This is a genomic window from Streptomyces sp. NPDC058671 (genome assembly GCF_042716475.1).
Classification (GTDB): Bacteria; Actinomycetota; Actinomycetes; order Streptomycetales; family Streptomycetaceae; genus Streptomyces.
On sequence record NZ_JBHXSA010000016.1, the window covers coordinates 45,412 to 68,291 of the forward strand.

General features: G+C 73.0%; 9 protein-coding genes. 4 read left to right on the forward strand and 5 right to left on the reverse strand.

The genetic code is table 11. The features are described from left to right. Positions 1 to 3 precede the first annotated feature (3 nt). From ACFWV2_RS20745 to ACFWV2_RS20765, 5 genes are all read right to left on the reverse strand, one after another. Positions 4 to 1,098 (reverse strand): FecCD family ABC transporter permease, encoded by a 1,095-nt coding sequence (locus ACFWV2_RS20745; RefSeq protein ID WP_384406443.1) that lies wholly within the window; start codon positions 1,096 to 1,098, stop codon positions 4 to 6. Continuing rightward, entirely contained in the window at positions 1,095 to 2,129 is a 1,035-nt protein-coding gene (locus ACFWV2_RS20750; protein ID WP_384406444.1) for a FecCD family ABC transporter permease, read from the reverse strand. Before ACFWV2_RS20750 ends, ACFWV2_RS20745 begins: the two co-directional genes overlap by 4 nt. A gap of 12 nt (positions 2,130 to 2,141) precedes the next feature. Then, entirely contained in the window at positions 2,142 to 3,194 is a 1,053-nt protein-coding gene (locus ACFWV2_RS20755) for an iron-siderophore ABC transporter substrate-binding protein (RefSeq protein ID WP_384406445.1), read from the reverse strand. A 175-nt stretch (positions 3,195 to 3,369) separates the two neighbouring features. After that, entirely contained in the window at positions 3,370 to 4,032 is a 663-nt protein-coding gene (locus tag ACFWV2_RS20760) for a MarR family transcriptional regulator (protein WP_384406446.1), read from the reverse strand. A 26-nt stretch (positions 4,033 to 4,058) separates the two neighbouring features. Continuing rightward, positions 4,059 to 5,006 carry a methionyl-tRNA formyltransferase gene (locus ACFWV2_RS20765; protein WP_384406447.1) on the reverse strand — a complete coding sequence of 316 codons (948 nt, stop codon included), beginning with the start codon at positions 5,004 to 5,006 and terminating at the stop codon, positions 4,059 to 4,061. Positions 5,007 to 5,242: 236 nt separating this feature from the next. On the opposite strand from ACFWV2_RS20765, the gene ACFWV2_RS20770 reads away from it, so the two are divergent. The 4 genes from ACFWV2_RS20770 (at position 5,243) to ACFWV2_RS20785 (ending at position 22,864) form a co-directional block, all read left to right on the forward strand. After that, positions 5,243 to 6,604, forward strand: a complete 1,362-nt coding sequence (locus tag ACFWV2_RS20770; protein WP_384406448.1) for a lysine N(6)-hydroxylase/L-ornithine N(5)-oxygenase family protein — start codon at positions 5,243 to 5,245, stop codon at positions 6,602 to 6,604. A 107-nt stretch (positions 6,605 to 6,711) separates the two neighbouring features. Next, a complete protein-coding gene (locus ACFWV2_RS20775; protein WP_384406449.1) occupies positions 6,712 to 7,770 on the forward strand; it encodes an iron-siderophore ABC transporter substrate-binding protein in 1,059 nt (352 codons plus the stop codon). Between the two features lie 131 nt (positions 7,771 to 7,901). Continuing rightward, on the forward strand, positions 7,902 to 22,658 hold the full coding sequence (locus ACFWV2_RS20780) for an amino acid adenylation domain-containing protein (protein ID WP_384406450.1): 14,757 nt from the start codon (positions 7,902 to 7,904) through the stop codon (positions 22,656 to 22,658). Then, positions 22,655 to 22,864 (forward strand): MbtH family protein, encoded by a 210-nt coding sequence (locus tag ACFWV2_RS20785; protein ID WP_360790509.1) that lies wholly within the window; start codon positions 22,655 to 22,657, stop codon positions 22,862 to 22,864. The genes ACFWV2_RS20780 and ACFWV2_RS20785 overlap by 4 nt, the downstream gene beginning before the upstream one ends. Positions 22,865 to 22,880: the final 16 nt, after the last annotated feature.

Here is a 22,880-nt window from a genome sequence, read left to right on the forward strand (position 1 = left end):
CGGTCAGACGGTGCGCTTCCACTCGCGGAGCAGCAGATACCCGAGGTACGCCCCCCCGACGGCCATGGTGTACAGACCGACCGGCAGGTCGTCGAAGAGCGGCAGCTGCTGCGACGTGAGGTCGGCGAGTACGAGGAGCAGGGCTCCGAGCAGGGTGGACATGACCAGGTGCGGGCCGCCGCTGCGGGTGACGCGCTTGGCGATCTGCGGCGCGGTCAGGGAGACGAACGCGATGGGTCCGGCCACGCTGACCGCCCCCGCCGAGAGGACGATCGACAGCACGACCGCCAGGGTCGCGGTCCGGCCGGGGCGGGCGCCCAGGCCGGTGGAGAGGTCGTCGCCCATCTCGCCGACGCTCAGGGGCCGCGCCAGGAGCGCCGCGAACGGCAGGCTGACGAGCAGCACCGTCCAGATGGTCGTCGCGTCGTCCCAGGAGCGGGCGGAGAGGCTGCCGTTGATGTAGGCGGTGAGCGCGCTGGCCTTGTCGCGCTCCACGGCGTACACCACGTACTGGGTCAGCGCCGTCGCCATCGCGGCCACGCCGATTCCGGCCACCACGAGCCGTCCCGGGCTGCGGAAACCGGTGCCGGTGGCGACGAACACGACCGCCATCGCCACGACCGCCCCGAGCAGAGCCCCGAGGGCCACCGGCATGACGTCGGGCAGGAACAGGGCCGCGGCCGCGGCTCCCGCCCCGGCGCCGGCGCCGAGCCCGATGATGTCGGGACTGCCCAGCGGATTGCGGGTGACGGACTGGAACAGGGCCCCGGACAGGCCGAAGGCCGCGCCGGTGGCGATGGCCACCGTGAGCCGGGGACCACGCAGCCTGTTGAGGACGAAGGCGTTCTTGCCGGTGGCCTCGCCGGCGAGAGCCGACGGCAGGTCGGGCAGGTCGATGCCGAGCCTGCCCATCGACAGGGTGGCGACGGCCGCTCCGCAGAGCAGCAGCAGCGTCACCACGGCCGCGATCACGGAGGAGCGGCGCACGGGGACGGCGACCCAGGGGCCGATCCGCAGCACACCGCGGCCGGGGGGTCGGAGCCCCCGCTTCGCCGTCCCGGGGTGGTCCTGGACGGCGGTCCGGTCGGCGGTCGTCATACCGCTCCCCTCATACGTCGGACGGCGAAGAGCAGGGCGGGGGCACCGACGAAGGCGGTGACCACTCCGACCATCAGCTCCTGCGGGCGCAGCAGGATCCGGCCGATGACGTCGGCGAAGAGCAGCAGCGTGGGTCCCGCGAGGCAGGTGAGCAGGATCTGGGCCCGGAAGTCGGCGCCGACGAGGACCCGCACCACGTGCGGGACGGCCAGGCCGACGAAGGCGATGGGTCCGACGGCGGCGGTCGCGGCGGCGGCGAGCAGGGTCGCGGCGAGGAGTCCGGCCCCCTTGACGCGGGCCGGACTGATGCCGAGGGAGGCGGCCTTGTCGTCGCCCATCGCCATGGCGTTGAGTCCCGGCGCGAGCAGCAGGGCGAGGAGCAGGCCCGCCGCAGCGAACGGCAGGACCGCCCAGAAGGCGTCGAAGCCGCGCCCGCCGAGGGCGCCCACCACCCAGTAGCGGTAGGTGTCGAAGACCCGCGGGTTGGACAGGGCGACGGCCTGGATGAAGGCGGCGAGGACGGCGGAGAGCACCGCGCCGGCGAGGACCAGGCGGACGGGTCCGCCGCCACCGCCCGCCGTGCCGACGACATGGACGACGACACCGGTCACGAGGGCGCCGAGGAGCGCCCACCAGATGGTCTCCCGCTGTCCGGCGGCGCCGAGGAACGCGGTCGCGGCGACGATGCTCGCGGACGCGCCCGCGTTGATGCCGAGAAGTCCCGGCTCGGCGAGCGGATTGCGGGTGATGCCCTGCATGAGGGTGCCGGCGACACCGAGGCAGAGCCCCGCGAGAACGCCGAGAGCGGTGCGCGGGTAGCGGCTCTCGACGACGGTACGGGTGTAGCCGTCGATGTCACCGGTGATCACCCGCAGGACGTCACCCGCGGACGTCGGCCTGCTGCCGAACATCACGCTGGCGAGGAGCGCCAGGGCGAGCAGGACCAGGCACAGGGTGACGGCCATGACATGCCGGGCAAGGCCCCGCCGTACGACGGCGGGGCCCTGGCCGATCCGGGAGAGAGTGGTCACGTGGATCGGTCGTTACTTCCCGGCCTTGGCGACGGCCTTGTCGATCATCGGGAGGTAGCGCTCGATGCTGTACGGCACCGTCAGCGGGTTGATCATCGACGAGGCGGTGACGAACGGCGTGTCGTGGCTGTAGACGAGGGCGCCCTTCTTCACGGCGGGGATCGCCGCGTACAGCGGCTGGGCCTCGACCTCCTTGCGGGACTTGTCGTCCATGTAGAAGGTGAAGGCGATGTCGCTCTTGGACAGCTTGTTGGCGTTCTCCAGGCCGATGAGGGCGGAGTCGGTGCCGTCGGTCTCCTTGAAGGTGTTCACGACCGGGTCGACCTTGAGGCCCAGCTTGGACACCATGGACACGCGCTGCTCCTCGGGCTTGAAGATGCCGAGGGTGCCGGGGCCGGTGTTGTAGATGTACGAGAACGTGACGTTCTTGTAGTTCGGGCGGGTGGCGGCGGCGTCGGCCAGCTGCTTGTCGATCTTCGACGTCAGCTCCGCGGCCTTCTCGGGCTGACCGAGCGCCTTGGCGACGATCTCGATCTGCTGGTCCCAGTTCGTGCTCCACGCCTTGTCGGGGTAGGCGACGGTCGGCGCGATGTCCTTCAGGATGTCGTACTGCTTCTGCGTGATGCCGGACCACGGGGCCAGGATGACGTCGGGCTCCAGCTCGGTGATGGCCTCGATGTCGAGCTCCTCGCCACCGTTGAACTGCTTGGGCAGCGTGGCGCCGGACTTCTTCACCGCGTCGTGGATCCAGGGCAGGTAACCGGTCTTGTCGCTGCCCCAGGGGTAGCTCTCGATGCCGACCGGGACGTTGCCGAGGGCGATGGCGGTCTCCGCGGAGCCCTGCCCGAGGGTCACCACGCGCTTCGGCCTGTCCTTGATGACGGCCTCGCCGAGGGCGCTCTTGATGGTGACGGGGAAGGCGCCCGCCGCGGCCTTGTCCGCCGACCCTGCCGCCGCGTCTTTCTTCTCGTCCGAGCCGCACCCGGTCACCATGAGGCCGAGCGAGACCGCGGCGGCGCCCGCCGCGAGGACGCGACGGTGAAGGGGGGTGAACACAGAAGGCATGGTGGATCCTTGTCTCCGGGCAGGGATGTGCGGAGCCCCGGAGGGCCGACCCCTCTGCGGGGCAGCGGCCATCGCGGCTCTTGTTAGGTGAGCCTAACCTATTCCGGTTCGAGGGTGGGTGCCAGGGGGTCCCGGTGGGATCGCGGGGCGGGCGACCGCGGGCCGCCCGCCCCGATCAGGCCGACGATCCCTGGTGCTCGCGGGCCGGGCCGGCCGGCGCCGGTTCCAGATGGGCGTGGACGCGTCGCAGCAGACTGGCCAGTTGCTCGCGCTCCCCGGTGTCGAGGGGCGCCAGGATCTCGTCGTCCGTGGACGCGATGTCCGCGCTGAGGCTCCGGAGGGACTCCTGGCCCTCCGGGGTGAGGCGTACGACCACCCGGCGCCGGTCCTGGGGGTCCCGGACGCAGTCCACCTGTCCGTCCCGGGCCAGATCGTTGACGACCTTCCCCAGGTCGCTGGCGTTCATGGCGAGCCGGGTGGCGAGGACCGTCTTCATCTGCGGACCGATATCGGCGAGCAGCGTCATCACGGTGAGGTGCCACAGGCGTAACCCCCGCGCTTCCAGGCGCTCCGCCAGCCTCCGGCGCGCGGCCCGCCCGACCGCGTACATCAGGTACGCGTTCAGTTCCAGGACGCTGGGTGACGTCGTGGTCCGTGCGGGCGGTGGGAGGGCGGGGGCGGTCGGGACCGTCCCCGGGTGCGGGTCGGGCGTCGGCTCGGTGTCGGCGAGGGGCCGGAAGACCTTCGTCCGGTCCGTCGGCACGCTGGAGATGCCGACGACGGCGAACGCCGCCCCCGAGAGGTCGTGCGCGGCACCGGAGACGACCGGCCGGTCCATCGGCTGCTCCTCACTCACCCCGGTCGTCAGGGGCGGTCGGTCAGGTAGCCGCCCATGGAGGTGAAGTACTCGGTCGCGGGCAGTTCGCGGCCGTCCTCCGTCCGGACGCGGGTGACGGCCAGGCCGTGGTTGCGGCCCGTGCGCGCGTCGGCCCCGGCGACGATGACGACCCCTTCGCCCTCGCGGTAGAAGATCCGGCCGGGGGTGCCGCCGTAACGGCCCTCGGAGACCACGGCGGAGAGGACTTCGAGGCGCTTGCCCCGGTGGAAGGTGAAGGCGCTGGGGTAGGGCGCGGACTGGGCGCGGACCAGCCGCTCCAGGACCTCGGCCGGCCAGTTCCAGTCGATGCGGATGTCCTCCTCGGCCCGCTTGTGGAAGAAGCTGGCCTGTGACCGGTCCTGCGGGGTGAACTCCGCCTGGCCGGCCGCGATCTGGTCCAGCGCGGCGATCGTGACCGGGGCGATGAGGTCGACGGTCTTGTGGAAGAGGTCGGTCGCCGTGTCCTTCGGTCCGACGGGAACCGCGCGCTGCTGGACGATGTCGCCGGCGTCGAGCACCTCGTCCATCATGTGTGCCGTGACGCCGACCTCCTGCTCGCCGTTGACGAGGGCCCAGATCAGCGGGGAGAACCCGGCGTACTTGGGCAGCAGCGAGTCGTGGATGTTCAGGGTCCCGTGGCGCGGCAGGGCGTAGATGTGCGGCGGGATCCACGTGCGCCAGTTGTTCGCGACGATGATGTCCGGGTCGGCCTCCTTGAGCCGCGCGAACAGCTCCTCGTCGTCGGGCCTGTTGCGGATGACGACCGGGACGCCGTGCTCCGCTGCGAGGTCGGCGACGGAATCGCTCCAGATCTTCTCGTAGGCGTGCTCGCTCTTGGGGTGGGTCACGACGAGCACCACGTCGTGTTCGGAGTCCAGGAGCGCTCGGAGGGTGCGATGGCCCCAGGTCTGATAGCCGAACATGACGACCCGCATCGGGTTCCTCCTCGGAAAGGCGATTGACCGTCAGAAGTAAAGCAAGGCTTACCTAAGGGTGCAACTGGCTTGATTTATGCGGTCATTGAAAAGATCTCACTTCGCGATGTCCGCTTTGACCCGTCGACAGCATCGTCAGATCAGGTTAGCTTTACCTAAGTTCGCTCGGCGTGCCGCCGGCCCGGCACGCCCGACGCCCGTCCCCCTCAGCCTCTTTCCCGCACGATGGGAGTGACATGTCGCAGGTTCCGCCTGGTGACGCACCTCTGGTCCACGACCTCATAGGCATCGGCTTCGGGCCGTCCAATGTGGCGATGGCGATAGCGCTCAGCGAGCACAACGCACGCGTCGGAAGGGAGGAGGCGGTCACCGCCCACTTCTTCGAGCGCCAGCCCCGATTCGGCTGGCACCGCGGCATGCTGATCGACGACGCGACCATGCAGGTGTCCTTCCTCAAGGACCTGGTGACACTGCGCAACCCGACCAGCGAATACAGCTTCCTCTGCTACCTGCAGAGCAAGAACCGGCTGATCGACTTCGTCAACCACAAGAACCTCTTCCCGCTGCGCGTCGAGTTCCACGACTACTTCGAGTGGGCCGCGTCCAAGGTCGACGACATGGTCTCCTACGGCCACGAGATCGTCTCCGTCGAACCGGTCGAGCGGGACGGCGTCGTCGAGTACCTCGACGTGACCGCCCGCTCCGGCTCCGAACTGGTCGTCCACCGCGCCCGTAACCTCGTCCTCGGTACGGGACTTCGACCGCGCATGCCCGAGGGCGTCGAGCGCAGCGACCGCGTCTGGCACAACTCCGACCTCCTCGCCAAGGTGGAGGGTCTGGAGGGCGCGGCCCCCGAGCGGTTCGTCGTCGTCGGCGCCGGACAGAGCGCCGCCGAGAACGTGGCCTACCTGCACCGGCGTTTCCCCGAGGCCGAGATCTGCGCCGTCTTCTCCCGCTACGGCTACAGCCCCGCCGACGACAGCGCCTTCGCCAACCGGATCTTCGACCCGGACGCCGTCGACGAGTACTTCACCGCTCCCGACGCCGTCAAGCGCAAGCTGATGGACTATCACGGCAACACGAACTACTCCGTGGTGGACATCGACCTCATCGACGACCTGTACCGCCAGGCGTACCAGGAGAAGGTCCTCGGCACCGAGCGGCTGCGCTTCCTCAACATCTCCCGGCTCACCGGCGTCGAGGACGGCCCGGACAGGGTCCGTGCCTTCGTCACCTCGCTCGTCACCGGCGAGGAGACCGTGCTCGACGCCGACGTCGTCGTCTACGCCACCGGATACGACCCCGCCGAACCCCTCGGCCTGCTCGGTCCGGTCGCCGACCGCTGCCACCGCGACGAGCACGGCCGGGTCCGCGTCGAACGCGACTACCGGCTCGCCACCGACCGCGAACTGCGGTGCGGCATCTACCTCCAGGGCGGCACGGAGCACACCCACGGCATCACGTCGTCCCTGCTCTCCAACACCGCGATCAGGGTCGGCGAGATTTTGGCCTCGGTCCTCGACCGGGGCCAGGCCGGCCCCGCCGGCGCAGTCGAAGAGGTGCGGCCGATGGCCGACGGCGTCGGCACGGCGCGCTAGCGCCACCCCCGCTTCACCCCCCACGCATGAAAGCCACTGTCCGCCGGGCGGCACCCTCGCACCCGGCGGGCGTGGCACGCGCTGTGAGATCCCCGAAAGGAACGTCCGTGTCCGCTGGTGCACGTCCCGCTCTGTCGCGGTTCGCCAGATCCGCTCCCCGTGTGGCCGTCCTCGCCGTGGCGGCACTCGCCCTCGCCGCCTGCGGCGGCGGGACCGAGAAGTCCGCGTCGCCGTCCGCCACCACCTCGGCACCGGCCGACGGGGGCGGCAAGCCCGCCGCGTTCCCCGTCACGGTCGCGCACAAGTACGGCTCCACGACGATCGACAAGGAGCCGAAGACGATCGTCACCCTCGGCCTCTCCGACCAGGACGCGGTGCTCGCGCTCGGCGTGAAGCCCGTGGGCGCGGTCGACTGGTTCAAGGAGACGCCGTACGGCAAGTGGCCCTGGGCAAAGGACAAGTGGGGTTCCACCCAACCCCAGATCGTCGGCGAGCGCGACGAGTACAACATCGAGAAGATCGCGGCCCTCAAGCCCGACCTCGTCATCGCCCAGTACTCGGGGATGAAGAAGGAGCAGTACGACACGCTCTCCCAGTTCACCAAGGTCGTCGCCCAGCCCAAGGAGCACCCCGACTACGGAGCTCCGTGGCAGCTGATGACCCGTCAGATCGGCAAGGCGCTCGGCAAGGACGCCGAGGCCGGCAAGCTGATCACGGACATCGACGCCCGCTTCGAGGCCGTCCGCGACAAGCACCCCGAGTTCGCCTCCAAGACCCTCGCCGTCGCCGACAGCTTCGAGGCCGGAAAGTACTCGGCGTTCACGAAGACGGACCCCAAGGCGATCTTCTTCTCCGAGCTCGGCTTCAGGCTCAAGCCGGAGATCGACGCCCTGGCCAAGCCGGGCTGGAACGTCGCCGAACTCAGCGCCGAGAAGCTCGACGTCCTCGACGTCGACCGACTCGTCTGGGTGACCTCCAGCACCGAGGCCAACGACCGCATCAAGGCCGAGCCGCTCTACAAGAAGCTGAAGGTCAACCAGGACAAGCGCGACCTGTTCGTGCCGTACCAGGACCCGGACATCGGCGCCGCGTTCTCCTTCAACACCGTTCTGTCGATCCCGTACGCCATCGACGAGATCGAGCCGCTGCTGGCAGCCGTCAAGTGACGCCGCCCACCAGCTGACGCGCCACCAGCCAGGAGCTGACCCGACCGACGGCGTGGTGGAACCTCGCCACGCCGTCGCCGTCTCCTGGGCCGCCTCCGCCACGCACCCCCAGGGAAAGGCCACTTCGTACGATGTTTGACGTCGAGTCGGACCGGAAGTCCACCTCCGGCCTCCCCGTCACCGGCGGGCAATCCGGCATCTGGCTGGCCCAGCAGATCGAACCGGACAGCTCCGCCTACAACATCGTGTTCGCGCTCCACCTCCGCGGCCCCGTCGACCTCCACCGCCTCACCACCGGCGTCCGCCGCGCCCTGGAGGAGGCCGAGTGCCTCCATGTCCGTGTCACCCTTGGCGACGACGGGCCGCGCCAGACCCCGCGTACCGTCCCGATCGACCTCCCCGTCGTCGACCTGCGCGCCGTCGCGGACCCCGACGAGGCCGCCGCCGCGTGGATCGCCGCCGACCGCGACCGGCCCGTCGACCTGGCCCACGACCCGCTCTTCGCCCACGCCCTGCTGCGCCTCGCCGACGACCGGGTCCTGTGGTGCCAGCGCTACCACCACATCGTGATGGACGGCAGGGGCGCCGCCCTGATCACCCGGCGCGCGGGCGAGCTCTACACGGCGGGAGGGCCCCGTACGGCCGGTGCGCCACCCGTGGCGCAGGGGTCCGGCACGGCGGGGGAGCTGCCGGTGGGGCAGGGGTCCGGCACGGCGGGGGAGCTGCCGGTGGGGCAGGGGTCCGGCCCGGCGGGGGAGCTGCCGGTGGGGCAGGGGTCCGGCCCGGCCCGTGCGCTGGATGCGGTCACGGGTTCCCCGGTCCGGGCCCACGCCTCCCTCGCCCGCCTCGTCGCCGCCGACCGCGCGTACCGCGCCTCCGAGCGGCACGCCGTCGACCGCGCCTGGTGGCTGGAGCGCATGGCCGGCCGCACCGAGCCCGTACGGCTCGTCGAGCGCGCCGCGTCCCCCATGGCCCGCCGGCTCAGGCGCACCACCGAGCTGACCCCGGAGACCCTCCAGCGGCTGGACGCCGCCGCCGGACGCGCGGGTGTACGTCCCTCCCGCGTCCTGGTCGCCGCCGTCGCCGCCCATCTGCACCGCGCCCGCGGCGAACAGGACCTCGTCCTCGGACTGCCGGTCGCCGCCCGCGACGACGAGGCCACCGCGCACACCCCCGGCATGGTGTCCAACATCGTCCCGCTGCGCCTCACCGTCCGCCCCGGCACCACCGGCGCCGCCCTCGTCGCGCAGGTCCGCGACGCCGTCGCCGACGCCGTCGCGCACGGCCGCTACCGCGCCGAGGAACTCGCCAGGGAACTCGGCCTGCCCGACGGCGTGCCGGAACTCGTCGGCCCCACCGTCAACATCCTGCCCCGCACCGGCGACCTGCGCTTCGACGACCACGAGACCGAACTGCGCCCCGAGTGGCTCGGACCCGTCAGCGACCTGGCGTTCAGCTTCGCCGAGGGCCCCGGGGGCCGGGGAGTCACCCTCCACCTCGACGTGGACGCCGACGTCTGCGACGCGACCGCGCTCGCGGACCACGAGCGCCGCTTCCTCACTCTGCTGCACACCTTCACCGAGGACCTCGACCGCCCCGTGGGCCGCATCGAACTCACCTCAGAGGCAGAACGGTCCCTGCTGCTCGACCGGTTCGGCACCGCTCCGCGCGAGGCGCCGGAGCTGTCCTGGCCCGCCGCCTTCGAACGGCAGGTCCGTCGCACCCCCGACGCCGTCGCGCTCGTCTGCGAGGACCGGGAACTCACGTACGCCGCGCTCGACGACTCCGCCGACCGGCTCGCCCGCCTGCTCCGCTCCCGGGGCGTCGGAGCCGAGGACGTGGTGGGCGTGGCCCTGCCCCGCTCACCGGAACTCGTCGTCGCCCTGCTCGCCGTGATGAAGGCAGGCGCCGCCTACCTGCCCCTGGACACGGACCACCCCCAGGACCGCATCGCCTACATGCTGGCCGACGCCGGGGCGCGCACCGTCGTCACCGTGCGCGAACTCGCCGACGGGCTCCCGGAGGCCGCCGGCGTGACCCTGCTGCCGCTCGACACGCCGGCCACCGTGGACGCCCTCGCCGCCCCGGCCGACCCCGAGCCGCTGCCGCCGGTCGCCCTCGACCAGGCCGCGTACGTCATCTACACCTCCGGCTCCACCGGCCGCCCCAAGGGCGTCGTCGTCCCGCACGACGGCGTCGGCAGCCTCATCGCCACCGCCACCGACCGGATCGGCATCACCGCCGAGAGCCGGGTCGTGCAGTTCGCCTCCGTCGGCTTCGACGTGACGGTGTGGGACCTGGTCATGTCGCTCTGCGTCGGCGGACGGATCATCGTCGTCCCCGCCGAACGCCGCGTCGCGGGTCCCGCGCTCACCGAGTACGTCGCCCGCCACCGGGCCACTCATATGATCCTGCCGCCGTCGCTCGTCTCCGCGCTGCCCCAGGAGTGCGAACTCCCTTACGGCGCGGTACTCGTCGTCGGCACCGAAGCCGTCCCGAGCGAACTGATCGCCCGCTGGGACGGACGGCTCCGCGTCGTCGTCGCCTACGGCCTCACCGAGGCCACCGTCAACTCCACGCTCTGGATCGCGGACCCCGACCGGCCCGGCCCCGCGCCCATCGGCCGACCCGACCCCAACACCCGCGCGTACGTGCTCGACACGGCGCTCCGGCCCGTCCCCGTGGGGACGGAGGGCGAGCTGTACGTCGCCGGGCGCGGCCTCGCGCGCGGCTACCTGGGCCGCGAGGCGCTGACCTCGGAACGGTTCGTCGCCGATCCGTACGGCGCCCCCGGCACCCGGATGTACCGCACCGGTGACCGGGTCCGCTGGGCCGCCGACGGCAACCTGGAGTTCCTCGGGCGCGCCGACGGCCAGATCAAGATCCGTGGGCACCGGGTCGAGCCGGGCGAGATCGAGAGCGCCTTCATGGCCTGTCCGGGCATCGCCCAGGCCGCCGTCCTCGCCCGCGAGGACCATCGGGGCGTCAAGCGACTCGTCGCGTACCTGGTCCCGGAGACCGGGACGGAGGCGGAGGGGGAGACCCGGAGCGGGACGGAGACGGGGGCCGAGGCCCGTACCGGGGCGGAGGCCCGTACCGGGGCGGAGGCCCGTACCGGGGCGGAGGCCCGGACCGGGACCGCGGCTCAGGCCGGAACAGCGTCCGGGGCCCCGGCCGTGACGGCGATCGAGGCCGACGCCTCCACCCACGCGGTGGTGGCCGCCGCACGCGCGCGCGTGACGGACGCGCTGCCCGACCACATGGTGCCCTCGGCGGTCGTCGTCCTCGACGGCCCCCTGCCGCTGACCCCCAACGGCAAGCTCGACGCCAAGGCGCTGCCCGAGCCCGGCTGGACGTCGATGACCGGCACAGGCACCCCGAGCACACCCGCCGAGACCGTTCTCGCCGCACTGTTCGCCGACGTCCTCGGCCTGCCGTCGGTGGGCGTCCACGACAGCTTCTTCGAGCTGGGCGGCGACAGCATCGTCGCCATCCAGCTCGTCAACCGGGCCCGCGACGCCGGGTTCGCGATCACCCCGCGTGACGTGTTCCGGGGCCGGACCGTGGCGGCCCTCGCCAGGACCGCAGGCCGGTCCGTCGCCGCCCCGGCACCGCAGGAGGTGCACCTCGACCGGGACGCGCTGCCGGTCTCCCCGCTCCAGGAGGGGTTCTTCTTCCACGCGGAGTACGACGGCCGGTCCGCGGACCTCTACCTCGTGCAGGAACTCCTCGACCTGGCCGGCCCCGTCGCACCGGACCGGCTCCGCGCCGCCCTCCAACTGCTGCTGGACCGGCACCCGCTGCTGCGCGCCTCGTTCCGCCAGCTGCCCGGCGGCGCCGTCGTCCAGCGGCTCGCCGACCGCGTCGACCTTCCGTGGCGGGAGGCGGACACCGCCGCGACAGGCCTGGAGGACATCCTCCGCGCCGACCGTGCCGAAACGTTCGACCTCGACCGGCCGCCGCTGCTGCGCGCCACCTTCATCGAGGACGGACAGCGTCACCGGCTCCTGCTCACCCTGCACCACATCGTCGCCGACGGCTGGTCCGTCTCCGTCCTCCTGCGGGAACTGACCGCCGCCTACCGGGGCGTCGAACTGCCCGTGCCGACGGACCCGGGGCCGTACCTCTCCTGGCTGGCGGGCCGGGACCGCGACACCGCCAGGGAGGCCTGGCGCCGGGCGCTCGAAGGACTCGAGACGCCCACCCGACTCCCCGCGCTGTCCACCCGGCTCCCCGCACCCCCCATCCCGGACGGCGAACCGCAGGGCCCCGTCCGACCCGAGCGGGTCGACACCCGGCTGCCCCACGACCTCACCGAGGCGCTGACCGCGTACGCCAGGACCCACGGACTGACCTTGAGCAGCGTCTTCCACGGTCTGTGGGGTCTGCTGCTCGGCGGTCTCACCGGCGGTCAGGACATCGTCTTCGGCACCACCGTGTCCGGGCGGACGACCGAGGTCCCGGGACTCGACTCCGCCGTGGGCCTGTTCATCAACACCGTCCCCGCCCGGGTGACCCTCCGCCCCGAGGAGACGCTCACCGCACTCCTCCACCGCGTGCAGGACGAGCACTCCGCCCTCCTCGACCACCAGCACCTCGGACTCGCCGAGATCCAGCGGCTCGCGGGCGGCGGCGACCTCTTCGACACCCTCGTGGTCTTCGAGAACTACCCCACCGGGGAGCGCGCGGCCGGTCAGGGCGCCGGCGAGCCCCTCGTCATCGGTGCCGAGGTCCTCGACGCCGTGCACTACCCGCTCGCACTCGTCGTCGAGCCCTCCGACACGGGTCTCCTGCTCCGGTTCAAGCACGACGCGGCCCGCCTGGACCAGGTGACGGTGGCCGTCCTCGCCAACCGGTTCACGGCCCTGCTGCGGACCCTGGTCGCCGAACCCGACCGCACCGTCGCCCGCACCGACCTGCTGTCCACCCGCGAACGCGAGCACCTCACCGCGCTCAACGCCACCGCGCACCCCGTGCCGGAGGCGACCCTCGCCTCGCTCTTCGCCGCGTGGGCGGCCCGCACCCCGCACGCCCCCGCCGTCGTCTTCGAGGACACCACCCTCAGCTACGCCGAACTCGACCGCCGCGCGGAGTCCCTGGCCCGACGCCTCCGGGCGCGCGGCGCCGGCCCGGAACAGTACGTCGCCGTCGCCGTCCCGCGCTCGGCCGAGCTGATGGTCGCGCTGCTCGGCGTCCTCAAGGCGGGCGCCGCCTACCTGCCCGTCGACCTCGACTACCCTGCCGACCGGGTGGCGTTCATGCTGGCCGACTCCGGCGCGCGGCTCGTCGTCACGACCACCGGGGCCGCCGGCCGCCTGCCCGACGTACCCGACCTGGAGCCCCTCGTCGTCGGCGCGGAGGAGCACGCGGAAGTGCACGCGCGGGAGCACTCCGAGGAGTACGCGCAGGAGCACGCACACGAGGACGACACCTCCGCTCCCGGCACCCCGGTACGGGCCGCGGGCCCCGACCACCCCGCGTACCTGATCTACACATCGGGCTCCACCGGCCGTCCCAAGGGCGTCGCCGTCACCCACCGGGCCGTCGTCAACCGGCTCGCCTGGATGCAGAGCGCCTACGGGCTGACCGCCGACGACCGGGTGCTCCAGAAGACCCCGTCCAGCTTCGACGTGTCGGTGTGGGAGTTCTTCTGGGCGCTGACCGAGGGCGCGACCGTCGTCCTCGCCCGCCCCGACGGCCACCGCGACCCGGCCTACCTGGCCCGTCTGATGGCCGACCGGCGCATCACCACCACCCATTTCGTCCCATCGATGCTGGCCGCCTTCGTCCAGGTCATGGAGACCGCCCCCGGCCCCCGGCCCGACTGGGCGGCGAGCCTCCGCAGGGTCTTCTGCAGCGGCGAGGCACTCACCGGCGCCGACGCCCGGCGCTGGTGGGAGCTGACCTCCCGCTCCCGCAGCACGCCCGTACCGCTGCACAACCTGTACGGACCCACCGAGGCCGCCGTCGACGTCACGTCCTTCGCGTACGAGGGCGGTGGCGAGCCGGCCGTTCCGATCGGCCGGCCCGTGTGGAACACCCGGCTGCACGTACTGGACCCGTGCCTGCGTCCCGTACCGGACGGGGTCCCGGGCGAGCTGTACCTCGCCGGTGTCCAGCTGGCCCGCGCCTACCACGACCGGCCGGGACTGACCGCCGAGCGGTTCGTGGCCGATCCGTTCGGCGCGCCGGGGGAGAGGATGTACCGCACCGGCGACCTGGTGCGCCGCCGCGCGGACGGCGCCGTCGAGTACCTCGGCCGCACCGACCGGCAGGTCAAGATCCGCGGCAACCGCGTCGAACCGGGCGAGATCGAGACGGCCCTCGCCGCGCTGCCCGGTGTGAGCCGCGCCGCCGTCGTCGTCCGTGAAGGCGCCCTCGTCGGATACGCCGTCCCCGCTCCCGGCGCCGCCCCCACCACCGAGGCCCTGCACGGCGCGCTCACCGAAGCGCTGCCCGCCGCGCTGGTGCCGAGTGCCGTCGTCGTCCTCGCCGAACTGCCGCTGACCCCCAGCGGCAAGCTCGACCAGAAGGCCCTGCCCGCCCCCGAGGCCGCGCCCCGGACCGGCGGACGCGCACCCCGCGACGCGCGCGAGCGTGCCCTGTGCGCGATCTTCGACGACGTCCTCGGTGTGCCGGGGACGGGCGTCGACGACGACTTCTTCGTGCTCGGCGGCGACAGCCTCAGCTCGATCACCGTCGCCACGCGCGCGCGTGAGAAGGGGCTGACGCTCAGCCCCCGTGACGTGTTCGCGTGCCGTACCCCCGCCGCCCTCGCCGCCGCGGCGACCGCCCACGGGGGCGCCGACGCACCCCCGGCCCCCGACTCGTCCGAGACACCCGAGGTACCCGTGCACGCAGACGGCGTGACCGTCTCCGCCTCCGACGCCGGGCAGGCCGCCGCCGCCCTCCAGGCCGTCCTGGCGCTCCAGCAGCAGTCCGGCGCCGCCGTCGACCCCGCCCTGCGGGCCCTGCTCGACCAGCTGACCGCCGCCGCGCCCCCCGCGCCCGCGACCCCGGAACCCGCCCTTCCGGTCGGGCCGCAACTCTCCCCGGAACTCACCCCCGAGGAGACCGCGCGGGTCCACGCCGCCGCCGGCCTCCCCGTCGCGGACATCTGGCCGCTCTCCCCGCTCCAGGAGGGCATGTACTTCCACGCCACCTACGACGCCGGCGACGCACTCGACGTCTACCAGTCCCAGGAGACCCTGGACCTCGACCGCCGGATCGACACCGACCGGCTGCGGGCCGCCTGCCGGACCCTCCTCGACCGCAACACCGGTCTGCGCGCCGGCTTCACCAGCGACGGCCTGCCCCGCCCCGTCCAGTTCATCGTGGACGGCGCCGAGATCCCCCTCGTGGAGGCCGACCTCTCCGCGCTCCCCGCCGACGAACAGCGGGCCCGCACCGAGGAGCTGCTCGCCGCCGACCGCAGGCAGCGCTTCGACCTGTCCGCCGCGCCGCTCTGCCGCCTGCTCCTCATCCGGCTCGGTGACGGCCGGGACCGGCTCGTCGTCACCCACCACCTCATCCTCTGGGACGGCTGGTCCGCCTGGCTGTTCCTGGAGGAACTCTTCACCCTGTACGAGCGGGCCGGCGACCCCACGGGCCTGCCGCTGCCGGGGTCGTACCGCGACCACCTCGTCTGGCTGGACGCGCAGGACACCACCGTCGCCCTCGACGCCTGGCGCCGGGCGCTCGCGGGCTTCGACGAGCCGACGCTGCTCGCCCCGACCGGGCGCGACACCGGCCCGGTCATCCCGGTGGACTTCGACGCCCACCTCACCCGGGAGGCCGGCGACCGGTTGCGGGCCGCCGCCCGCCGGCACGGTCTCACCGTGAACACCGTCCTCAACGCGGCCTGGGCCCTGGTGCTCTCCGCGACGACTGGCCGCGGCGACGTCGCCTTCGGCACGGCGGTCGCGGGCCGCCCGGCGGACGTCCCGAACGTCGCCGGCATCATCGGCATGTTCCTGAACACGATTCCCGCCCGGGTCGCGTTCGCCCCCGACGAGCCCCTGCTCGACCTGCTGCGCCGGATGCAGTCCGAGCGCGCCGCCGTCATGCCGTACGAGTACGTGGGGCTCGGCACGCTCCAGCAGGAGTCCGGACACCGCAGGCTCTTCGACACCCTGTTCGTGCTCCGCTCGGCCGACGGCGAGGACCGGGCCGCCGCCCTCCGCGAGCGGCACGGCATCACCGGCGTGTCCAACGTGGACGGCACCCACTTCCCCCTCACCCTCATCGTCACGCCCGGCACCCGGCTCCGGATCACCCTGGCCGCCAGGCCCGACCTCTTCGACGCCGAGGCCGCCACCACCCTCCTCACCCGGTTCACCACGATCCTGGACCGCCTCGGCGAGGCCCTCGCCGGACCGGCCGCCGGGACGGTACGGACCGTCGGCGTCGACCTGCTCCTCCCCGGCGAGCGGGCCGCCCTCGCCACCGGCCGCGACGCCACCCGCGAGCCGGTGCCGGACGAGACCGTCGCCGACATGCTCACCGCCCAGGTCGCCCGTACCCCCGACGCCGTCGCCCTCGTCTTCGGCGACCGCGCCCTCACGTACGCCGAACTCGACGCGCACGTCAACCGGCTCGCCCGGCTGCTTCTCGCCCGGGGCGCCGGCCCCGAGAAGGTCGTGGCGCTCGCGCTGCCCCGGTCCATCGACATGGTCGCCGCGCTGTTCGCCGTCCTGCGCACCGGCGCCGCCTACCTGCCGCTCGATCTCGACCACCCCGCCGACCGGCTGCGGCTCATGGCCGAGGACACGGGGCCGCTCTGCCTCGTGTCCACGACCGGCGTCGCCCCCACGCTGCGCCGCGCGGACGGCCCCGTCGCCCCCGAACTCCTCCTCGACGACCCGGACGTGACCGGGGAACTGGCCGCGTTGTCCGGCGACGGGATCACCGACGCCGAACGGCCCGCGTTCGCCCACGGAGTGCCGGACCGCCTGGAGTTCCCGGCGTACGTCATCTACACCTCCGGCTCCACCGGCCGCCCCAAGGGCGTCGTCACCCCCTACCGGGGACTGACGAACATGCAGCTCAACCACCAGAAGGAGATCTTCGACCCGGCCATCGCCTCCGCCGGCGGGCGACGCCTCCGCATCGCGCACACCGTCTCCTTCGCCTTCGACATGTCGTGGGAGGAACTGCTCTGGCTCGTCGAGGGCCACGAGGTCCACGTCTGCGACGAGGAGCTCCGCCGCGACGCCGAGGCCCTGGTCGCCTACTGCGACGCCCACCGCGTCGACGTGGTCAACGTGACGCCGACCTACGCCCAACTGCTCATCGAGCAGGGCCTCCTGGACCGGGACGAGTCCACGGGGAAGCACCGTCCCGCCCTGGTCCTGCTCGGCGGCGAAGCCGTGTCCGACACGGTCTGGACCCGGCTGCGCGACACCGAGGGCACGTACGGCTACAACCTGTACGGCCCGACCGAGTACACGATCAACACCCTCGGCGGCTCCACCACCGAGAGCGCCACGCCCACCGTCGGCAGGCCCATCCGCAACACCCGCGCCCACGTCCTCGACGCCATGCTGAGGCCCGTCCCCCCGGGCTGCCCCGGCGAGCTGTACATCGCCGGAACCGGTCTCGCCCGCGGCTACCACGACCGGCCGGCGCTCACCGCGGAGCGCTTCGTGGCCGACCCGTACGGTGAGCCCGGCGAGCGCATGTACCGCACCGGCGACCTCGTACGACAGCGCCCCGACGGCCTGCTCGACTTCCTCGGCCGCACCGACGACCAGGTCAAGATCCGCGGGTACCGCATCGAACTCGGCGAGATCTCCACGGCCCTGTCCGCGCACCCCGAGGTCGCCCACGCCGCCGTCGTCGTCCAGGAGACCGCGGGCACCAAGCGTCTGATCGGCTATGTCGTACCGGAGGCCGGCACCTCCGGCGGAGAGCCGGACGCCGACCTCGTCCAGCGCCTGCGCGAGCACCTCAAGGCCGGACTCCCCGACTACATGGTCCCGTCCGCCCTGGTCACCGTCCCGACCCTGCCGCTGACCGTCAACGGCAAGCTGGACGTCAAGGCCCTGCCCGCCCCCGACCCCACCGCCACGGGCACCGGCCGCGCCCCCCGCACCCCGGAGGAGGAGACCCTCTGCGGGCTCTTCGCCGAGGTACTGGGCCTGGCCGAGGGCGGTGTCGGCATCGACAGCGACTTCTTCGACCTCGGCGGACACTCGCTGCTCGCCACCCGGCTCGTCAGCCGCGCCCGGACCGCGCTCCAGGCCGAGCTGGCGATCCGCGACCTGTTCGAGGCGCCCACCGTCGCCGAACTCGTGGAGCGCGCGACCGCCTCGCGCGGCGCCGCCCGCCCGGCGCTCGCCCGGGTCGAGCGCCCCGACGAACTGCCGCTCTCCCACGCCCAGCAGCGCCTCTGGGTCATCCAGCAGATCGAGTGCACCTCGGCCGCGTACAACTTCCCCCTGGTCATGCGCGTGCGCGGCTCCTTCGACCGGGAGGCCTGGCGCGCCGCCCTCGCCGACGTGACCGCCCGCCACGAGGCACTGCGCACGCTGTTCACCGAACGCGACGGGCAGGCCTACCAGCGGATCCTGCCCGCCGGCTCGGCCGCCCCCGTCGTGGAGCACCTGCGCGCCACCGAGGACGAGGTCCCCGGCATCGTGGACGCCGCCGTCCGACGGCCCTTCGACCTCGCCGCCGAACTCCCGATCCGCGCCACCGTCGTGGAGGTGGCGCCCGACGAGCACGTCGTCGTGCTGCTGCTCCACCACATCACCACCGACGAGTGGTCCGACCGCCCCTTCCTGCGCGACCTCACCACCGCCTACACGGCCCGCCTCGGCGGCGCCGCACCCGCATGGGAGCCGCTGCCCGTCCAGTACGCCGACTACGCCCTCTGGCAGCAGCGCCTCCTCGGCGACCCCGCCGACCCGGACAGCCTCGCCGCCCGGCAGCTGGAGCACTGGCGGACGGCCCTGGCCGGCGCCCCCGAGGAACTCGACCTGCCCACCGACCGGCCCCGGCCCGCCCGCCCGGCGTTCACCGGCGCCGAGATCGACATCACCTTCGACCCTCCGCTGCACGAAGGCCTCAGGCGGCTCGCACGGGACACCGGCGCCAGTATGTTCATGGTGGTGCACGCGGCCGTGGCGGCGCTCCTCCACCGGCTCGGCGCGGGCACCGACATCCCCCTCGGCGCGCCCATCGCCGGACGCGGCGACGAGGCACTCGACGACCTCGTCGGCTTCTTCGTCAACACCCTGGTGCTCCGCACCGACCTCGGCGGCGACCCCAGCTTCACCGACCTCCTCGCCCGGGTCCGCGAGACCGACCTCGCCGCCTTCTCCCACGCCGACGTGCCGTTCGAGGCGGTCGTGGAGAAGCTCAACCCGACCCGCTCCCTCTCCCGGAACCCGCTCTTCCAGGTGATGGTCGGCCACCACGCCCGTACGGACGACACACTGCGGCTTCCCGGACTCCGGGCCGACTTCCTGCCGCACCGGATCGGCACCGCCAAGTTCGACCTCGTGTTCAGCTTCACCGAGCACACCACGGCCGACGGATCCGGCGACTCGCTCGGCTGCCGTATCGAGTTCTCCACCGAACTCTTCGACCGGGAGACCGCCCAGCGCGTCGGCGACCGTCTGCGCAGGCTCGTCGAAGCCCTCGTCGCCGCCCCCGACCAGCCACTGTCCCGGGCGGGCATCCTCACCGACGACGAGCACCGTCTCGTCCTCGAAGGCTTCAACGGGCCGCCCCGTGACGTCGACGAGGAGACCCTGCCGGCGCTCTTCGCCCGCCGGGTCGCCGAGCGCCCCGACGCGGTCGCCGTCGTCGAACGCTCCCGCTCGGTGACGTACGCGCAGCTCGACGACCGCGCCGACCGCCTCGCCCGGCTGCTCGCCGCGCACGGCGTCGGCGCCGAGAGCGTCGTGGGCGTGGCCGTACCCCGCTCGGTGGACATGGTCGCCACGGTCCTCGCCGCCCTGAAGCTGGGCGCCGCGTTCCTGCCGCTCGACCTCGTCCATCCGGGCGACCGCCTCAGTTACATGATCCGGAACTCCGGCGCGGCCGTCGTCGTCGGGACCGAGCCCGTCGCCGGCAAGATCCCGGACGTGCCCGGCGTCCCGGTGCTGCTCCTCGACGCCCCCGACACCGCCGCCGCACTCGACGCCCTGCCGGGGACGCCCCCGCCGGGCGGCCCCGCGGGGCTCGACCAGGCCGCGTACGTCATCTACACCTCCGGCTCGACCGGCCGCCCCAAGGGCGTCGTCGTGCCGCACGAGGGCATCGCCAGCCTCGTCGCGACCGCCGTCGACCGGATGGGCCTGGAACACGACAGCCGCGTCCTCCAGTTCGCGTCCATCGGCTTCGACGTCTTCGTGTTCGAACTCGCCATGGCCCTCTGCCACGGCGGACGGCTCGTCCTCATCACCGACGAGGCCCGCGTCGCGGGACCCGCCCTCACCGACTTCCTGGCCGACCAGCGGATCACCCACATGATCCTGCCGCCGTCCCTGGTGTCGGCGCTGCCCGCCGACTGCCGCCTGCCCGAGGGGTCGACCGTCCTGGTCGGCACCGAGACCGTGCCGCCGGACCTCTTCGAACGCTTCGGCGCCACGGCGAACCTGATCTGCGCGTACGGACTCACCGAGGCGACCGTCAACTCCACCCTCTGGCCGGCCCGCGAACACGGCGGCCGCGCCACCGGCCGGGTGCCGATCGGCCGGCCCGACCCCAACACCCGCTGCTACGTCCTCGACGAACACCTGCGCCCCGTCCCGCCCGGTGTCGTCGGCGAGCTGTACGTGGCCGGGCGCGGCCTCGCCCGCGGCTACCTCGGGCAGGCCGGGCTCAGCGCGGAACGGTTCGTCGCCGACCCGTACGGCACCCCCGGCAGCCGCATGTACCGCACCGGCGACCGCACCCGCTGGCGCGCCGACGGCAACCTCGACTTCCTCGGGCGGGTCGACACCCAGGTGAAGATCCGCGGCTTCCGCATCGAACTGGGCGAGATCGAGGCGGCCCTCGCGGGGCACCCGTCGGTCGCCCAGGCCGCCGTCCTGCCGGACCGGGACGGCGACATCGTCCGCCTCGTCGGCTACGCCGTCCCCGAGCCGGGCACGGGAACGGGTGCGGGTGCCGATGGGCATCCTGGGCTCGACCCGCAGGAACTGCGCGCCCACGTCGCCGCGCTGCTCCCCGAGTACATGGTCCCCGCCCTCGTCGTCCCGCTCGACGGCCCCCTGCCGCTCACCCCGAACGGCAAGCTCGACCACAAGGCGCTCCCCGCGCCCGACTGGTCCGCCATGACCGGCGACGCCCGTCCCGCGACGGAGACCCAGGCGCGGATCGCCGCCCTGTTCTGCGAGATCCTCAAGCTCGACGGCGTCGGCGCGCACGACAGCTTCTTCGCCCTCGGCGGTCACTCCATGGCCTCCATGCGGCTCCTCGGCCGGATCCGCGCCGAGTTCGGCGTCGAACTGAGCATCCGCGACGTCTTCGACGCGCTGACCGTCGCCGGCATCGCCGGCAAGCTGGACACAGCCGCCGCCGCACGCCCGGCGCTGCGGGCCGCCGACGGCCCGGCCGCCGAGGGCGCCGACCTGCCCGCGGCCCCCGTCCAGCGCCGGCAGTGGCAGGCGTACCGGCGCAGCCCCGGCTTCGACCACGCCCTGGTCCTGCGCTCGCCCGGCGGCCTCGACGCGGACGCGCTCGCCGCCGCCCTCGACGACGTGACCACCCGTCACGAACCGCTCCGAACCGCCTTCGCCACACAGGACGGAAACCTGGTCCGCAGGCCCGTCGAGGCCCCGGCCCTGGCCGTGGAGGACTGCGCGGACCTGGACGCCCGCCTCGCCGAACTCGCCGCCCAGGCCCCGGACCTGGAGGCGGAGGCCCCCCTCAGGGCCCGGCTGCTCACCGGCCCCGACGGCGCCCAGGCGGTCCTGCTCACCCTGCACTACCTGGCGGTCGACGAGTGGTCGGTGGTCCCCCTGTTCCGCGACCTCACCACGGCGTACGGCGCACGCGCGGACGGCCGGGCGCCCGACTGGCGACCGCTCCCCGTCACGTACACCGACTACGCCCGCTGGGCGCGTGAGGTCCTCGGCGACCTCACCGACCCCGAGAGCCGGGGCGGCCGCCAACTCGCCTACTGGCGCAGCGCACTGAAGGACGCGCCGCGCGAACTGGCCCTGCCGAGCGAGGCGGAGGCCACCCCCGCCGCCCGGGACGGCCGCCGCGCCGCCGGGGTCGTCGAGTTCGTCCTCGACGAGCGGCTGCACGCGGACGTCGACCGGCTGGCGCGGACCACCGGCACCAGCATGTTCATGGTGCTGCACGCCGCCCTCGCGGCGCTGCTCACCACCCACGGCGCAGGCACCGACCTGCCCATCGGCACGATGGTCGCCGGCCGCGACGACGACCAGCTCACCGAGCTCGTCGGCTGCTTCCTCAACACGGTCCTGCTGCGCACCGACACCGCCGGCGATCCGACCTTCGCGGAACTTCTGACCCGGGTACGGGAGACCGCCCTCAGCGCCCTCGACCGGCAGGACGTGCCCTTCGACGAGGTGCTCCTGGCGGCCGGGTTGCCACCCGAGGGCCCGCAGGTCATGGTGATCCACCACGAGCAGGCGGACCTGGACCGACTGGAGGGCGGCATGGGCGCGCTCCACGCCGTACCCACCGGTTCGACACGGGCGGAACTGACCCTCGGATTCCACGAACCCCGTGGTGAGGGACCCGTGCACTGCGCGCTGGTCCACGCGACGGACCGGCTCGGCCCGGCGAAGGCCCGTCGGCTCGCCGAGGAACTCCGGACCCTGCTGCGTACCGTGACGACCGACCCCGAACGGCCCCTGTCCCAGCTGTTCGGCACGACACACAAGAGGAGTGAGAACGCATGAGCACCAACCCGTTCGAGGACCCCCAGGGCCGCTTCGTGGTTCTGGTCAACGACGAGAACCAGCACTCGCTGTGGCCCTCCTTCGCCGAGATCCCCGCCGGGTGGCGGACCGTGTTCGGCGAGGACACCCGCGAGGGCTGCCTCGCGTACGTGGAGGCCCACTGGACCGACCTGCGCCCGGCGAGCCTCATCGCCCTGCAGGACTGACCTGCCCGGCCCGCCC

What these genes read in the sequence shown, in the direction of transcription:
- ACFWV2_RS20770 (WP_384406448.1), top strand. Translation starts at nt 5,243, where the DNA reads ATGTCGCAGGTTCCGCCTGGTGACGCACCTCTGGTCCACGACCTCATA.
- ACFWV2_RS20760 (WP_384406446.1), bottom strand. Translation starts at nt 4,032, where the DNA reads ATGGACCGGCCGGTCGTCTCCGGTGCCGCGCACGACCTCTCGGGGGCG.
- ACFWV2_RS20745 (WP_384406443.1), bottom strand. Translation starts at nt 1,098, where the DNA reads ATGACGACCGCCGACCGGACCGCCGTCCAGGACCACCCCGGGACGGCG.
- ACFWV2_RS20755 (WP_384406445.1), bottom strand. Translation starts at nt 3,194, where the DNA reads ATGCCTTCTGTGTTCACCCCCCTTCACCGTCGCGTCCTCGCGGCGGGC.
- ACFWV2_RS20785 (WP_360790509.1), top strand. Translation starts at nt 22,655, where the DNA reads ATGAGCACCAACCCGTTCGAGGACCCCCAGGGCCGCTTCGTGGTTCTG.
- ACFWV2_RS20765 (WP_384406447.1), bottom strand. Translation starts at nt 5,006, where the DNA reads ATGCGGGTCGTCATGTTCGGCTATCAGACCTGGGGCCATCGCACCCTC.
- ACFWV2_RS20780 (WP_384406450.1), top strand. Translation starts at nt 7,902, where the DNA reads ATGTTTGACGTCGAGTCGGACCGGAAGTCCACCTCCGGCCTCCCCGTC.